General features: G+C 41.8%; 14 protein-coding genes. 12 read left to right on the plus strand and 2 right to left on the minus strand.

The genetic code is table 11. The features are described 5' to 3' along the window. Positions 1–337: 337 nt before the first annotated feature. From AK825_RS14055 to AK825_RS14075, 5 genes are all read left to right on the plus strand, one after another. Complete coding sequence (locus AK825_RS14055; RefSeq protein WP_025643902.1) at positions 338–1,279, plus strand: replication initiation protein; 942 nt, start codon at positions 338–340, stop codon at positions 1,277–1,279. A 140-nt stretch (positions 1,280–1,419) separates the two neighbouring features. After that, positions 1,420–1,716: a hypothetical protein gene (locus AK825_RS14060; RefSeq protein ID WP_025643904.1), complete on the plus strand. Its 297-nt coding sequence runs from the start codon at positions 1,420–1,422 to the stop codon at positions 1,714–1,716. A 127-nt stretch (positions 1,717–1,843) separates the two neighbouring features. Continuing rightward, positions 1,844–2,812, plus strand: a complete 969-nt coding sequence (locus AK825_RS14065; RefSeq protein ID WP_068039549.1) for a DNA-binding protein — start codon at positions 1,844–1,846, stop codon at positions 2,810–2,812. A 1,102-nt stretch (positions 2,813–3,914) separates the two neighbouring features. Continuing rightward, complete coding sequence (locus tag AK825_RS14775; RefSeq protein WP_156410079.1) at positions 3,915–4,055, plus strand: hypothetical protein; 141 nt, start codon at positions 3,915–3,917, stop codon at positions 4,053–4,055. Between the two features lie 245 nt (positions 4,056–4,300). Further along, the gene (locus AK825_RS14075) at positions 4,301–5,227 is read left to right on the plus strand and encodes a cation diffusion facilitator family transporter (protein ID WP_058025953.1); all 927 of its coding nucleotides are present in this window, start codon (positions 4,301–4,303) and stop codon (positions 5,225–5,227) included. A gap of 186 nt (positions 5,228–5,413) precedes the next feature. On the opposite strand, the gene lnt is transcribed toward AK825_RS14075, so the two are convergent. Beyond that, positions 5,414–6,982, minus strand: a complete 1,569-nt coding sequence (gene lnt, locus AK825_RS14080; RefSeq protein ID WP_068039556.1) for an apolipoprotein N-acyltransferase — start codon at positions 6,980–6,982, stop codon at positions 5,414–5,416. 239 nt (positions 6,983–7,221) lie between these two features. Here lnt and AK825_RS14085 point away from each other — a divergent pair, with 239 nt between their 5' ends. Together AK825_RS14085 and AK825_RS14090 are read left to right on the plus strand one after the other, a co-directional pair. Further along, positions 7,222–7,866 carry a DUF411 domain-containing protein gene (locus AK825_RS14085; RefSeq protein WP_082787298.1) on the plus strand — a complete coding sequence of 215 codons (645 nt, stop codon included), beginning with the start codon at positions 7,222–7,224 and terminating at the stop codon, positions 7,864–7,866. 796 nt (positions 7,867–8,662) lie between these two features. Next, positions 8,663–9,385: a CHAP domain-containing protein gene (locus tag AK825_RS14090; RefSeq protein ID WP_025643918.1), complete on the plus strand. Its 723-nt coding sequence runs from the start codon at positions 8,663–8,665 to the stop codon at positions 9,383–9,385. 147 nt (positions 9,386–9,532) lie between these two features. Here the strand turns inward: AK825_RS14090 and cadR are convergent, their stop codons facing one another. Beyond that, the gene (cadR, locus tag AK825_RS14095) at positions 9,533–9,943 is read right to left on the minus strand and encodes a Cd(II)/Pb(II)-responsive transcriptional regulator (protein ID WP_007394845.1); all 411 of its coding nucleotides are present in this window, start codon (positions 9,941–9,943) and stop codon (positions 9,533–9,535) included. 142 nt (positions 9,944–10,085) lie between these two features. Here cadR and AK825_RS14100 point away from each other — a divergent pair, with 142 nt between their 5' ends. From AK825_RS14100 to ccmI, 5 genes are all read left to right on the plus strand, one after another. Next, positions 10,086–12,302, plus strand: a complete 2,217-nt coding sequence (locus AK825_RS14100; protein ID WP_058025811.1) for a heavy metal translocating P-type ATPase — start codon at positions 10,086–10,088, stop codon at positions 12,300–12,302. 121 nt (positions 12,303–12,423) lie between these two features. Further along, complete coding sequence (locus AK825_RS14105; protein WP_025643925.1) at positions 12,424–14,472, plus strand: heme lyase CcmF/NrfE family subunit; 2,049 nt, start codon at positions 12,424–12,426, stop codon at positions 14,470–14,472. Positions 14,473–14,541: 69 nt separating this feature from the next. Beyond that, the gene (locus AK825_RS14110) at positions 14,542–15,135 is read left to right on the plus strand and encodes a DsbE family thiol:disulfide interchange protein (protein ID WP_025643927.1); all 594 of its coding nucleotides are present in this window, start codon (positions 14,542–14,544) and stop codon (positions 15,133–15,135) included. Further along, on the plus strand, positions 15,132–15,701 hold the full coding sequence (locus AK825_RS14115) for a cytochrome c-type biogenesis protein (RefSeq protein ID WP_025643928.1): 570 nt from the start codon (positions 15,132–15,134) through the stop codon (positions 15,699–15,701). Before AK825_RS14110 ends, AK825_RS14115 begins: the two co-directional genes overlap by 4 nt. Then, on the plus strand, positions 15,698–16,978 hold the full coding sequence (gene ccmI / locus AK825_RS14120; RefSeq protein WP_025643930.1) for a c-type cytochrome biogenesis protein CcmI: 1,281 nt from the start codon (positions 15,698–15,700) through the stop codon (positions 16,976–16,978). The genes AK825_RS14115 and ccmI overlap by 4 nt, the downstream gene beginning before the upstream one ends. Positions 16,979–17,016: the final 38 nt, after the last annotated feature.

Raw genomic sequence — 17,016 nt, forward strand, 5'->3', positions numbered from 1 at the left:
TGAGAAATAAGTTACTTAGGCAAGCTACGCGGTTTAAGTGATGATTTTTCACTTATCCACAAAAAAGTTTATCACCCGTTTCTTTAAGGGGTTTATTTAATCCTGTTTACTCCTGTTTACTCCTGTTTAAGAGCCTTTTTTCACCTTTAAAATCAATACCTTACAAGAAAGAAAAAGAGTAAATGAGCAGAAAACAGAGTAAATGAGCAGAAAACAGAGTAAATGAGCAAAAAACAGAGTAAATGAGCAAAAAACAGAGATAAATAAAAAACACTCTTTTTATAACTCTATTTTATGATAATATCTTGTTAAATGTAACTATGGGCGCAGAGTTGAAATGGAAAATAACTTAGTTGTTCAGTCAAATGATTTAATCCTAGCAACGTACACAATGCAAAAGACGGATAAAGAGCTCATGCTTGCTTGTATTAGTCAGATTGATAGTAGGCCTGATGCACCAAATGTCACGCAAGACACAGAATACAAAGTAACAGTTGATGATATTAAATCATTGTTTTTTGGTAAGAAGTCTAAGAACGAACAGAATGTTTATCGTGACATAGAGAACGCAAGCAAACGTTTATATGACGTCGATATTGTTATGAGCTTGCCCGAGAATAAAACGCTTCAAACAAGGCTTGTTAGTAGTATTGTCTATGATCCGGATAACGGAGAAGTCGTATTATCATTCGCAAATAAAATACTGCCATATTTGACGCAACTTAAAGCTAATTTCACTAAATACAAGCTATTAGAAATAGGTGAGTTATCGAGTATTCATTCAATAAAAATGTATGAATTGGTGGTAATGTGGGTTAATCAATACCAGTACAGCAAAGAGTTTACGATAGAAGAGTTTAAACACGTAATGTGTGTTAAAGATAAGTATAAGCAATTTAGTGAGTTGCGAAGATATGTTATTGAAACAGCTATCAATGATATAAATGAAAATACGAATTATAAAGTCAGTGTAGAGTATCAAAAAAAAGCAAGAGGGAAGGGCTATAAAGGCTTAAAGCTCAAATTTCACAAAAAGTTATTAGATAAAATTGCTGGTAAAGACGGTAAATTGTCAGAAGATAAGATCAAATCAATTGTTGATAATGTGCAGTTTATGAACGACTATAACGATCACCCAGGTTTAAGCTATGACGGTAAAATGAGTACTGATATTTTTAAGCGTGAAATGATTAACCTCATACAGCGGGAACCTGAAAGCTTTAACAAGCCAAACAAAGCGCTTGAGAGCTACTTACCAAAAGTCAGTCAAGGTAGGTAATTACTATGTTTACTACCAATTATGATATATGGCTTACTTAAGAGTCAAAGGCCAATGCTTTTGCAGTGTTTGAAATCTATGGCCTGAGGTTATACGCATTATCTCTGCCAGGCGTGCCATAAAGATTGAAAGGAGACAATATGAACAAGGTTAGTTATCACATAGATAAGTTGCCGCCATTAACGGCTAAGCAGCAAGCGGACTTAGAGTACTTAGCAACGCTTAGCGATGACGACATTGATCTATCGGACATTCCAGAAATCACCGACTGGTCAGGCGCGATCCGTGGCAGTATCAAACCACAAACGCTTACTACAGAAGCCAGTGTTATCAGCCCAAGCATTCTTGCTAAGTTTAAGGACAGAGCCAAGCAGACAGGCGGTAACTATCAGGACATGATCAATGATGCCCTAGAAGAATACCTAACTGATCATTAAGTCTTAGCCAACAAGTTATAACCTCAAGACGACTTGGGGTTTTTTTACACCTTGTATTGTAGTATGTTGTATATTGTATTATACTATATACAACATACTACAATGCACTATCAAGGAATACAAAATCATGGCACTCACCACACAAGATATTCATGCAGCAGCTGACCGATTACAGGAGCAAGGGATCAAGCCGACACTGGCAGAGGTGCGTAAGGCGCTAGGCGGTGGCTCATTCACTACCATTAGTGATGCGATGCAGAGTTGGAAGCGAGAACAGCAGGAAGAGCAAGAGCTACAACAAGTGGATTTACCTAGCGGTATCACTGGACGCTTGCACACGCTTGGCGCTGATATGTGGCAGACAGCTATTGATATGGCGAACGATAGGCTGTCTAAGGAGCGTGAAGCTCTAGAGGTGGTTAAGGTTAAGGCACAAGCAGAGACGGACGAAGCGCAAGAAGCAGTTAAAACCTTAGAGGGTGAACAAGCAGATCTACTACAGCAGCTGGACGAAGTGGCCACTACTGCGGAAGCAGCAACTAAAAGCGCTCAGCAAGCCACAGCTGACCATGATGCTACCAAACAGACGCTATCAGATACTAAGCATCAATTAGAGCTTGAACGAACTAAAGCAGAAACAGCACAATCACAGCTTGTAGAGACACGTAGCGCATTAGATAAGCAATCTGTAGAGCTTACTAGTAGTCTTGGTGAGGTAGCCACGCTTAAAGCTACAGCTGATAGCGATAAAGCAGAGATTGCACGTTTAAAGGCGGAACTTAAAGCCACTAAGTCAGAGCTAAAGACGGTCACAGCTGAACGCAATGAGATACAAACTGCTACCGCAGAGATCAAAGGAGAGCTAAAGGCGGTCACCGCTGAACGTGATAAGCTATCAGGACTTTATGAGCAGCTGACTCAAATACAGGCTAAACTTGAAGCTGAACATAGTATATTGAATAAGCAATATGGCGAGCTATCGAGCCGTTACCTATCAGAACAAGAACAAGTGACTGTGTTACAAAATAAACTCAAGAAAGCTCAAGATGATCTCATACTTATTCAAAACAAAGATAACGCCTTGGATGTTGATTAAATAAAAGTATTCAAGGTTCCAAGATAAAGAATAGTTATGAGCTAGGAAGAGACTTTACCTAAAGCGTAGATATCGTTCTATTCACACTAAGCTTATGAATCAACCATGACAATATCGACTCACTGAATAAGTGACTGCTGTATAATAACTATTCTAAATTTTTCTCTGGACTCTTATAGTATATAGCCGAGTGGGCTATATACTACTTAAATTAGCCTAAGTGAATTTATGCTGATTTTGGAGCCTTGAGCAGATTTCAAGGAACACTCACCCTAAAGCGTTTATGAGTAAAAAAATACTCACAAACGCTTTAGTGCATTCCTTGGATTTGATGTGATTAGTCATGCCGACTTCATCGCCCATCGCGTCATCAAGACCGTATCACTGTATCAAGCTACGGTTGTTAAGATTACGGCTGATAGCACCGCCTAGACACGCTCTTAACCGCTACTGTGCTGTCATACGCTAGCAAGGGCCTAAACCCAATATACCGCTACGATATGCACGAGTAACCACTCATTGCGTTGCTCAATATGTCTAGAACCCCCTGTCGAGAGCTTTACCCTTCTGTCAAACGCAGTCGTCGCCGAGGCCTGCCACCCATTTGACGGGTAACAATTACAGAGAGAGCAGCACAAGGAGGTAACGAGCGAACAAGCAGTTTTTAAAATGTATAGTGAATAAGGTTGATATGAAAGCATATTTTGGATAAAATGCACCTACACGGGCATTTAATGCTGTTCAAATAACGCAGTTCAGGTGCTTATTTGTTCGTTACAGTGTGCGTCAACACGCTGTAACCGTTAGCTATATTTAAAACTAAATGCCTCTGGGAGTCAACTCCCAGAGGCATTTTTTTGTTTGTCATGTAGATTGGGTTTTTATTATCTACTTTTTCATTAGATTGCTTAGGCTTTTTTTGTCGTCATTTAGCGTAGGTATTTCAACCATTTTGAAGTTAGCACTTAGTACATCCTCACAAGACGTTAAGTTTCTGACAATACTGGGATAGTTTACTATGAAGACCGGCTTAGTCGTCAGATGCAAGGTTTTACACGCGCTGTTAAGAAGCGGTAAATCATCTTTCTGAGAGAATACGATAATGAAAAGACAAACCTACACTCCTGAGATTAAAGAACGCGCCGTTCGTATGCTGATTGAAGCATTAAACGATTACACCTTTATGTGGTCATGTCATAAAAAGCACACTAATGAAACTATACTAACCAACATTCAAGACTAAGCTACACATACTAAAGAGCTTGAACATGAGAACAAGAAGCTTACGTAAGCCAGTTAGATTACAGTAAAATCCGCTTTTTTCGCCCAAGGAGAGATAGGACACACAATCAAGTTGTGGCTCAGTTTATTGATAAAAATAAGTGGGTCTACGGTATTAGAGCAATATTGACTGTGCAATATAGAAAATATGCAATAAACTTATTTTCTACCTTTAATAAAATGCAGCAACCTAAACAAGGGTAAATTATGAGTAATTCAGATAACCACAGTCATCAAGCTCCAGACCCTAAAAATATGAATAAAGCTTTTTATATTGGGATTGGTCTAAATTCTGCATTTACGCTCATCGAGTTTATAGTGGGCTATTCAACTAATTCATTAGCTTTAATCGCAGACGCTAGCCACAACTTAAGTGATGTTGCCAGTTTAATAATCTCGTTAATTGGAATGAAATTAGCACAGAAAGCATCTACTACGCTTTATACCTATGGCTACAAAAAAGCTTCTATAATGGCGTCTCTTATTAACGCCATATTGTTAGTTACAATCGTTATAGGTATTGCGTATGAGGCCTTGGGTCGATTTGATACGATACCGGAAGTTGCAGGAAAAGTTATTATTATTACAGCTCTAATAGGTGTATTTATAAATACTGTTTCTGCTTTTGCATTCTACAAAGGTCAAAAAGACGATATTAATATCAAAGGTGCTTTCTTGCATCTAATGGTAGATGCATTGGTCTCTGTAGGTGTCGTTATCTCGGGCATTATTATTTACTATACAAGTTGGAATATCGTTGATCCTCTAGTTAGCTTGATTATTTCAGTCGTTATACTGTTATCGACTTGGGGTCTACTAAAAGAGAGTATCAAGCTTGCTATCGACGGAGTACCTCAAAATGTTGATCTCAGTAAAATCACTGCTATCTTAGAGAGCTATAATTTTATTCAAAACTTTCATCATTTACATATCTGGGCTTTGAGTACCACTGAGAATGCTCTTACAGTTCATATTGTACCGAAGACCGATATAACGTTTGAAGAGACTATTACTATGAAAGAAAACATCAAGGAAGATTTGGCGCATCAGAATATACAACATGCAACTATTGAATTTGGTACTAAGGCAGATGACAATCAAAAATCGCGTGCATTAAATGAAAGTATCAACTAAAAGATGATAGACCGTATATAGCTATCTCTTTTTAAGTATGAGGCGCGTGCCTTATGTCAACATAATTTTTTCAATCAGTTCTTATGTGATCAATAGTTTAAAACTTTTATATTTACGTGCGTTAGGACGTTACCTAGAAAAAATAAAAAACTTACGCTGATTAAATTATTATGATTAAGTTTACTATTACCCTCGTCTTCTAAGTGTGGTTAGACCTTTGCCAAAATAGCTTATTAGTAATAACAGGGTTATTATTATCAAGATAGGATAATTTCCCATAAGCATAAAGGGCGTGTTACCAACCCGTGCCTGTATCTCACCACGTAGTACAGTACGCTCAAACTGCGGTGCGCGTTTTACAATACGACCTTTATGGTTAATGATAGCGGTAACACCAGTATTGGTCGCTCGAATAAACCAGCGCCCGTTCTCAAGCGCGCGCATTTGTACCATTTGCAAATGTTGCAATGGTCCTGCTGAAGTGCCAAACCAGGCATCGTTAGAGACGGTCAACAAAAAGTCAGTATCGATGGCATTTTTACGCGTGGTATCTGGATAAGCTACCTCATAACAGATAGCCGTCCCTATATTGTGTTCACGCACCTTTAGCGGTGACTGCTGATCACTACCACGACTATAGCTCTTAATATCCTGACTACCGGCCAAACTTGGGAAAATATCGAGCACGCCTTCAAATGGAATATACTCTCCAAAAGGCACTAGACGCTGCTTCTTGTATAGGCCTTCCGCTTCTACACCTCGAGCAATCACGCTATTGTAAAATGGGGGATACTTATCCGTACTGGCATTGAATGCCGCTTTATCCTTATAAGGGATACCAGTTATCCATGTCGTATTGGTCGCATTGGCCATTTCTATCATTTCACTAATAAAGCCCGCAGCCTCATCCTGAAACATCGGAATAGATGATTCAGGCCACACCACCACATCACGTCCCCACTCAGTGCGCGTTAACTTCGCATAAATCTTTAGCGTTTCTACTTGATATTGCGTCAGCCACTTTATATCTTGTGAAATATTACCTTGAATCAATGACACTGACAGATCAGGTGTGCCCTTAGGTTTTGTCCATTGCGGATTGACCAGCCATAATGATGTGCTAATGGCTAATAACAGTACAGAAACGACGGCATAACTACTGCGTCGAAGCAGTAGCTCTACTAAACTTGCAGCCAATAGTATGGCAACAAAAGAGACGGCAAAAACACCAGCAACGGGTGCTAAGGACGATAACCAATACTCTTCAGTAAATGCATAACCAACAAATAGCCACGGAAAGCCTGTGAATAACCAAGTTTTTAACCATTCTTGTAGCACCCAAAGAGCAGCAAATGAAAAGGGTTGTTTGCCTACCATACGGTTAAAGACTAGTGCTAAAAATCCATGAAACAGTCCCATACCGAGACCCATCAATCCAATCATAATCAATGCGAGCCACGTTGGAGTATCGCTATAATCATGGATGGCAGTATAGAGCCAAAAGCCGCCGACGCACCATAGCCCCATACCGTAAGCTTCACCGATAATAAAAGCGCGACGACCACTCATATTTGGTACCAACAGCGCATATAAAATCGCTGGTGACACTATTGCTAGCGGCCAGAACCCATGAGGCGCTAGCGCAAATAAAAAAATAGCCCCTGCAAGCCATGCTGCTACTAGCGTAAACCATAGCGGTAATTGATTTGAGTGAGTACTCAAACGCTTTTGTAGATTAATAGTAGACAGGCGCATCGCAAATTATCCAAAATTATGAGTTTTGAATTTTTAGTCAAAATCCAAAACTCGGATAGACCTGTTAATACTACAGGCAGCATTTCAAAATGAAAACTGCTTATGATACCAGTCCGCACTGCTCAATGGATAAATTTACGTACTCCGTTTGATGGGTTATTATGCTACATTACCAAACGATATGAAGTGTTACTTGACCTTCTATAGCTCACAATATCTACAGTACATGAGAGAGCACTATGACCCCCTTAAAAATAAAATCCAGTCTTATATTCAATCGTTATCTGTCTAAGGGGTTGCGTAGTACGTTAGTATTACTTGCCGCCTCATCACTATTTGCTTGTAGCCAACCGAGTAGTGGCGTATCTGATGCAAGCACAACATCGGCATCAACTGAAGATGTAGTGACTGTTCCGAAGACAGCTGAACCAAACGTTATAAATACTCCTATGATGACATCAGTAAGTAAACCAGACCTACTAAAAAACGTCTCAGCCACTGTCTATAAAGATGCCAATTGCGGCTGCTGTAAAGAATGGATAAGTCATGCAGAAGATAATGGTCTAAGTGCAACCGCGCAAGATGTTGCGGACTTAGCCGTATTTAAAGAGCGCTACAGCGTTCCAAATGAAATGCGTTCTTGCCATACTGTAGTCACTACTGATGGTTACGTCTTTGAAGGTCATGTACCCGCTAAATATATGGCGCAGTTTTTAGAAAATCCGCCAGTACAAGCTATGGGTCTTGCCGTACCTGGCATGCCTGTTGGTAGCCCAGGTATGGAGTATCAAAATAAATTCATGCCCTATCAGGTTATGCAGCTCAATAAAGACGGGACGACCCAAGTTTATGCTGATATTGAATCGGTAGAGCAGCAATTATAGTGTGTTAGCAGTTAAGAATACTTTGATTATAGTGTTAGCGTTAAAAGTAAATGAGGCAGGTATAAGACTGTTCTATTGCTTATAAAATGATTCTTCATCAAAAAAATCATTAGCTATTGCGACTTTAAAAGCAAAAATAACTTTGAATTTGTAACTTTTGATGACAATGTAAGCGGATTTATCGGTTATTAACCCTTAAAATAGATAAATAATTAAGGGTTAATACAAGAATATACAGGATGTATCGAAACAATTACGTAATATTACATAAGCCAGTAGGGAATTAACATCTATATTAATATTATAAATTATTATATTATCTTAATAATTAGTTAGACCCTATATAGGGTAATTACTTCATCCAATAGAAAAACGTCTGAGGGTTAAATCTAAATTATAGATTTAACCCTCAGACGTTTTTTTGCTTATAAAACAGTAGAAATTGTGGTCAATCTAGTCAGCTATATTCTGTACATGTTACACAAACTTACATTGTAAAATGTGGGATATTAGCAATTTTTTCGACATCAAAAAAGTATTTTTGGGGTTTTTAAGGGGAATGACAGGCTAAACAACCTATGCTAAAGTCGGCTTTGTGTTTTGGTCAGCAGCTTGATTTGTAACAGCTTCGTAAGACTTCAATGAGCTGTGATCGCCAATAATCATTTTTTATATGAATAATATGCAGCAGAAGTATCAGTCACTATGACATATATATACTTGAGTTATTGAGATTTAATTGACTGCGCTGTTGTTGATAACAGACGATTTTGAATTAACCGTAGGTATTAGATTTATGAAACAGGCTTTATTGATTTTGTCAGTACTGGGTATGGGCATAGCACAAACGAGTGGTGCTGCTATCACAATCTCTCAAACAAATAATACCATCACCAATACTTCTGTGGCATCAAACTACGGTTCATCAAAAAACATCTATAGCACCAAAAGTGGTGCTTATGTTTCTAATAATGATGAAATTAGTCAAGCAATTAGCAACCTAAGTGCGCAGGCCAAGCAAAAAGAGAATCAGCTTTCATCATTAAACAGCCGCTTATACGCTGAAAAACAACAGCAGCAAGTCAATACAGTTCCTGACAGCAATTCAGCCCCCGCTATCGCTGCTGCTCGCGCCTCAAAAGTGGCTTTATCTGGCAGCTCTGGATATTGTGCCCGTTACGTACGTAAAGCACTACAATCAGCTGGTTATGAATTTACACCCAATCCTTCAGCCTATCAGTACGCCACTCGTGGCACGCTTGATAAAGCAGGTTTTAGCAAAATCAGTAATGATATGCCAACCCAAGTAGGTGATGTTATTGTCTATGATCGCTCATCAAAGCGCCCGCATGGCCATATCCAAATCTTTGATGGCGAAAATTGGATTTCTGATTTCCGTCAGAACAGCATCAGCCCATACAGTGGTGTCTATGCTTATACGACATGGCGCGATTCAAAATACGTGGATGACGCATCCGCATCAGATCGTAATATCCACCTTGCTATGAATGATAAATAAGACTTTCTAAGTCAGCACAACATAGTTGTTATTTCCTCCAACCCAGTAGTGATCTTAATATCATTGCTGGGTTTTTTTGTGCTTAACATCAGGGCGTATTTAACCTTTCATGATTTGATCCGTCAGAAATGAACACTACTGATATCATTACTCATGACAGGAGTTATCGACAAGCGCGTTTAAAATGCCACATGATGACGCTGGTGCACTACTTGCACATTTCTGGCGCAAAACGGTCAAGTGATGCTTTAAGTGCATCAGTTCTTCCATTCGTATTTCCACAGCATGAATGTGCTCATCTAGCAAGTTATTCACATCGCCGCAGTCCTTGTCAGGCGACTCCCAGTATTCAAGTAAGATTCGCACATCATCTAAAGCCATATCGAGCGTACGGCAATGTAGGATAAATTGTAGACGCTCAATGTGCTCTTCATTATATAAACGATAATTCCCTTCGCTACGAAAAGGCTCGGGTAATAAACGCTCTTTTTCATAATAGCGAATGGTTTCTACTGTGGCACCTGTGCGTTTAGCGAGCTCACCAATTTTGATTGTCATAACAACCTCTATGATTTAAATAATTAAAGTGGCTGTAAAGACTAGCGCTAGAGAAATTAAAATTACGAAACTGTAGATAAATAACCTTGACTCTAAAGCCACTATAGGGTTCATAATATCATTATTCAAAGGGTAAATTATTATGAAATATCATATTGAAGGTATGGACTGTGCCAGTTGCATCGGCAAGATTGAAACAGCTTTGAAACGTATGCCTGGGGTTTCTGATGTTCAGCTGAATTTCGCTACAGAAACGCTAGAGCTAAATTTAGCCCCTGGTGCGCCGACTCAGGCTAGTGATATCGAAAAAACAATCAAAAGCCTAGGGTTCGGTATATCTGCCAATACTGGTCAACAAACTGTATCGGCTATTGATATTGACAGCGACAATCAGATGGCTCCGCAGGATAAGCGGTGGTGGCAAACTCAAAAAGGCAAACAGGTTGTTGGTCTCGGTATTTTGATGGGCAGCGCTTATGCACTGTCACTACTGTTCCCCGCTTATGGGATATGGGTGTTTGCCATCGCTGTGATTGTAGGCGTTTTTCCATTTGCACGCAAAGCCTTAGCACTGGCTAAAACAGGTTCATTCTTTTCAATTGAAACGCTGATGTCCGTCGCCGTGCTTGGCGCACTTATCATTGGTGAAGCTGAAGAGGCCGCAGCGGTTGTCTTTTTGTTCTCAATCGGTGAACTGTTTGAGAGTATCGCTGCTGATCGCGCTCGCGCTGGCATCAGAGCCTTATCATCGCTGGTTCCGAAAAGTGCGATTTTACTTGATGCTCAAGGTGGGCAGCGTAACGTTCCAGCGACTTCACTACAAGTGAATGACCTTGTGCTGGTGCGTCCTGGAGATAGGGTATCTGCTGATGGTTCCATTGTTCAAGGTGCGTCCAGCCTTGATGATTCGCCCGTGACGGGAGAGTCTGTTCCTGTTGCCAAGACGATGGGTGACAATGTATTTGCAGGGTCAATTAACATCGATGGTGTGCTCCAAGTGCGCGTAGAAAAGACAGCCGCCGATAACACTATTTCGCGCATTATTGATTTGGTAGAGCAAGCGCAAGCTTCCAAAGCACCCACTGCCCGTTTTATTGAGAAATTCAGTCGTTACTATACACCGGCTGTGATGGCTATTGCCGCCCTAATTATCATCGTCCCACCGTTAACCATGGGCGGAGATTGGTCAACTTGGTTATATCGAGGTCTAGCCTTATTATTGATCGCTTGTCCTTGTGCTCTTGTGCTCTCAACACCAGCTGCTATCGCCTCTGGTCTAGCGGTCGGTGCGCGCCGCGGCTTGCTGATCAAGGGCGGTAGTGCTTTAGAAACCATCGGCCAAGTGAAGACAGTCGCTTTTGACAAGACAGGCACTTTAACTGAAGGCAAACCACGCGTGACCGATGTTGTTGACATTACACAAGAGTATTCAAGTGTTCAAGGTCAGGATTCTCAGGATCAGGGTTCTCAAGGTAAAGATAAGGTATTGGCGCTCTTTGCCAGTGTGGAGACAGGTTCTAGTCACCCGCTTGCTGAAGCTATTGTCAGTCATGCCAAAGCCGCCAAAGTTGTCATACCTGTGGCTTCTAAAGCTTCTGCTACTGCGGGTAAAGCGGTACACGCAACTATCGCTGGGCGCGCGCTAGCTATCGGTTCGCCTGTTTATGCCGCAGATGAGGCATCAATTTCAGCCGAGCAACAGGCACAAATCGAGGCGCTGCAAAATGAGGGCAAGACCGTCTCAGTTCTTTTCGATGAGCAAAGTCGAGAAGTGCTTGGATTGGTCGCACTAAGAGACGAGTTACGAGACGACGCTCATGAAGGTGTGGCTCAACTTAAAGCGATGGGTGTGCGCTCCGTCATGCTAACAGGCGACAACCGCTTAACCGCTCAAGCACTTGCCAGTAATTTAGACGTGGAATGGGAAGCTGAGCTGTTGCCTGAGGACAAACTGCGCTTGCTTAACGAGATGAAGAATAACAGCAAAATAGCGATGGTGGGTGATGGTATTAACGATGCGCCAGCACTAGCAACCGCTGATGTTGGCATCGCGATGGGTGGTGGTACCGATGTGGCCATTGAGACGGCCGATATCGCATTATTAAAAAGTCGTGTTACAGACATGGCCCATCTGATTGCACTTTCGCGTGCCACCATGCGCAACATTCATCAGAACGTCATTTTCGCTTTAGGTCTCAAAGGCGTCTTTCTGATCACGACCGTATTCGGCATTACTGGACTATGGATTGCGGTTCTAGCTGATGCTGGAGCAACAGTGCTCGTTACTCTCAATGCGTTACGTTTACTGCGCTTTAAAGGCGCGCCTCCACTGGTAACTCCGCCTAAAGTAGTTAAATAAAACCCTTCGAAATCAATTAAAAACTAGAGATAGCAGCAGATTTCGGGGGTGGGTTCTAATAATAAAAATTCCACCGCTACAGTAAACTGCAACCGCATTAGAGTAAATAAGGTTAGACCGTATGTTGATTACAGAATTGGGCTATTTTGCCTTGCTTACCGCTTTTGTATTGGCGTTATTGCAGGTAATTCTGCCAACTATTGGTGTTATTCGTAACCAAGTTGCTTGGCAACGACTAGCCCCTAGCTTAGCTTGGGCACAGTTTGCCGCCATGATAACGTCATTTGGCGCTTTGATAGCAGGTTTTTATTATAATGATTTTAGCCTCAGTTACGTCGCGCAGCATTCCAATACGCTGTTGCCTTGGTACTATAAGTTATCGGCGACATGGGGCGGACACGAGGGCTCTTTGCTGCTATGGATGACCATCATGGCCACATGGTGTGCACTGGTATCATACTTTAGTCGCGGCTTGCCGTTATCAATGCGTGCGCGGGTATTAGTTATTTTGGCCGGTGTACAGTTAATGATGCTAACAATGCTGATATTTACCTCGTCACCGTTTGAGCGTACCTTACCCAATCTAGCGGTCGATGGCGCTGATTTAAATCCTGTCCTACAAGATTTCGGTCTGATTATTCATCCGCCCATGTTATATATGGGCTATGTGGGTATGGTAGTGCCTTTTGCATTTTGTATGGCGGCATTGTGGGAAGGGCGTTTAGATGCTGCTTGGACACGCTGGTCACGTCCATGGGCGCTCGCGGCTTGGGGATTTTTGACCATTGGTATTGCACTGGGCTCGTGGTGGGCCTACTACGAGCTTGGCTGGGGCGGTTGGTGGTTTTGGGATCCGGTAGAGAACGCCTCGTTTATGCCTTGGCTTGTCGGCTTAGCATTGCTGCATTCATTAGCAGTCACTGAAAAGCGCGGGGTGTTTAAAGCATGGACCATCATGCTGGCTATTTTCGCCTTTGCCTTAAGCTTGCTTGGCACGTTCCTGGTACGCTCTGGAGTCCTTACCTCAGTGCATTCGTTTGCCGCTGATCCGACGCGTGGTTTGGTCATCTTAGCTATTCTTGGCATTATCATCGGTAGTGGTCTATTAATGTTTGCCGTTCGCGGTTGGCGTTTAACCGTTGAAAGTCAATATCAGCTGATTTCACGTGAGTCCTTTTTAGTGATCAATAACGCCATCATTTTGATTGCAACCTTAGTGGTGCTGCTCGGCACCCTCTATCCTATTATCGCTGATGCCTTTAGTCTCGGTCAGGTATCTGTAGGGCCTCCATACTTCAATGCGCTGTTTGTGCCTTTGACATGGCTGTTGTTAATCGCTATGGGTATGGGCTCTAATATTCGCTGGAAACAAGATAAGCGTCCGTTACTAGGGGTGGGTATCGCCATTGCCGCTAGTAGTATCGTATTGGCTGCTATTATCGCCTACTTTACCAGTCCATCTGCTATGTTCAATATTGGCGTGACTTTAGCGGTGAGCTTTTGGGTACTGCTATGGATGATCGTTGACTTTAGAGACAAAACCAAGAACGCCCCTAATTTCTTTAAAGGTCTGCGTCAGCTGCGTCTTAGCTATTGGGGTCAACAGACTGCTCATATTGGCGTATTGGTTGCTGTCATTGGCATAGCCTTTACTAGTAGCCTGAGTATTGAGCGTGACGTAGCAATGGGTATTGGCGATACAGTCAATGTTCAAGGTTACGATTTTGAAGTAACTGAATTTTTTGAAATAAAGGGTAGTAACTTTGATGCAACGCAAGCGCAAGTGGTGGTATCCAAAGACGGTCGTGAAGTGGCGAAACTGACTCCAGAAAAGCGTACTTATATTATCAGCACGATGCCAACAACTGAAGCTGCTATTGACCCCAGTCTTATGCGCGATGTTTATGTCGCACTGGGCGAACCTATTGCCGATGGTAGTAACCAATGGGCATTAAGGATTTATGTAAAACCATTAATTCGCTGGATTTGGTTAGGGGCAATTATCATGGCTCTAGGTGGATTAATTAGTATGCTTGATAAACGATACCGCATCAAAAAAATTAAAGCTCCGTTGCTAGTTACTGGTAGTTTGGCTACTTATGGAGTCAATGAGGTAGCTATTGAGCAGGCAATCTCAGTATCGACGATGTCGACACTAAAGGAGAAATAAATGACTATGTCGAATAATACTCCTGAGCAAAAAGATAGCCAAAACAGTAAGCAGCGTAACCCAAAGACAATGAAAAAAAAGCAGACGAAGCTATGGTTCTTAATTCCGCTTATCCTCTTTTTTGGTTTGGTAGTTATATTGTACATGCGCTTAGGTAAACCAACAGACATTGTGACCAATACCGCTCTTGAGCGTCCGGTTCCTACCTTTGAGCTGCCGTTATTAGCAGATACTACCCGTACTATCACCAATGATAATTTGCCGGATAAGCCGTTTTTACTTAATGTTTGGGGCTCATGGTGCCCAACTTGCGTTATTGAGCATCCGTTTTTAATGCAACTAGAAGAGCGCGGCGTTGATATCGTTGGTGTGAATTATAAGGATGAGATTGGTAATGCGCTCAGTTACTTAAACCGAGGCGGTGATCCATTTTCTATGTCTATTCAGGATTCATTGGGTCAGTTTGCTCTAGACTTAGGCATAACTGGTGCGCCCGAAACCTTTGTTGTGGATGGAGATGGCATCATTCGTCAGCATATTGTTGGTGAGATTAATGAAGCCAATTGGCAACAGCGTGTTAAGCCGTGCCTGACAGTACTTAATAAGGCTAATAAGAACAACGATAGTCCTGATCTCATTCAGGTTGAGGAGATGTGCAAATGAACGTTACTCGAATAAGAGCTCCTCAACTAAAACCCAATATAGTTTTAAAACTAGCAAGCTTAATACTAGCGTGTCTGCTTAACATGACGGCAAACGCAGCTATTGACGTATACGATTTTGACTCACCACAGCAAGAAGCTCAGTATCGTGGATTAATAGAAGAGTTTCGCTGCCCAAAATGCCAAAATCAAAACCTTGCAGCCTCTGATGCACCGATTGCACAGGATCTAAAGCAAAAAGTCTATGATTTAATTAAAGATAGACGTAGTGATGCTGAAATACGCGTCTATATGCAAGAGCGCTACGGTGACTTTATTAGCTACAAGCCGCCTATGCGACCATCAACATGGATCCTATGGTTTTTTCCACCACTATTATTGCTCGTCTTAATTATTGGTTGGTTTTGGCAAAGTAAGCGTCGCCAAGTTGTTGCCCGTGGTCAAAGCGGCGTCACAGTGAACAGTACTGCTGCCTTGACCTCTACGGAAAAGGCTGAGCTTGATCGTCTATTATCGCAAGCTGAGAGTGTCGACCACGACATTACTAGCCTAGAGGACAAAAAATGACTCTATTTTCTACTTTTGGCTTATTTGTAACTCTAAGCTTGCTGATTGCTCTTATATTTGCGCTGATTGCTATTATGCCATGGCTACGAGCACCGCGTTTGCAGTCCAAACCAATAGACAATCAACTGCTAGATATTAATGTTGCAGTATTTCGCGAACGTTTAGCTGAGCTACAAACAGATAAAGACAGCGGTACTATTAATAATAGCCATTATCAAAATCAAAAGCTGGAACTGGAGCGTCAGCTATTAGATGTGCAGCGTCAGATAACACCTATGGTCACCCCTGATGTCAAAAGCCGTTTAATTGTCGCAGCTTGGATCCCAATATTGGCTGCAATGGCGTATTTACTAATAGGCAATCGTACGCCCGTGTTTGATTTGTGGACAGCTGAGGACAAAGTAGGACAAGTGGCTGACGACCTATTGACAGCTAAAATTGACAAGCCGCCATCATGGGCGTTTGAAGATGGTCGTCAACTGATTAGCGCCATGCAAACCAATGTTCATCGTAATGCTGATGATCCTAATCGCTGGATGCGCCTATCCGAGCTTTTCTTATCTATGGAGGCAACTGATTCTGCGCTGGAAGCCTTATCTCGTGCCTATCGTTTAGCTCCTGAAAATGAAGAAATCGCCACCACTTATGCTCAGACTAGCTTTTTCGTTAATGAAGGTCAGTTAGACGCCAATATTCGCCGTGTATTACAAGCTATATTAGCTAAGAATCCGCAGCATGAACGGGCTCAAATGCTCATGGCAATGGGTGAGACTCGTAGTAGTAACTTTGCCCAAGCGCAAGGTTGGATTAAACGCTTACAAGGCAGCATTGTGGCCAAACCAGGTGATCATACTAAAGCTTTAGCAAGCTTAGATGAGTTAAGCAACTACGTTAGCACGCAAGAAAAGCAAGCGCTAGAAGGTATTGACGTGACAGTGAAAATTAACGCTAATTTATTACCGTTAGTGAAAGCTGATGATGTGTTGTTTGTTGCGATACGTGACGTTAAAGGAGGTCCACCGTTTGCCGCCAAACGTTTACCCATTAGTATTATCAAGCAAGGTGAGGCTAGTATCCGCTTAAGCAATCTTGATGCGATGATGCCAGATCGCACGTTAAATTCAGCTCGTAGTGACAAAACTCAGTTAGCAGTCGTTGCTCGTATTAGTCATAGCGGTAATGCCATAGCAGAGTCAGGCGACTTATCGGGTAATCCTATAGTGATTAGCGCTGAACAGACTCAGGTTAATGTTGAAATCAATCAACAGATTCCCTAATAAAAAATTATTACCGTAAGTTTCATAACACCAGAGCG

The organism is Psychrobacter sp. P11G5 (genome assembly GCF_001593305.1).
Taxonomy (GTDB): domain Bacteria; phylum Pseudomonadota; class Gammaproteobacteria; order Pseudomonadales; family Moraxellaceae; genus Psychrobacter.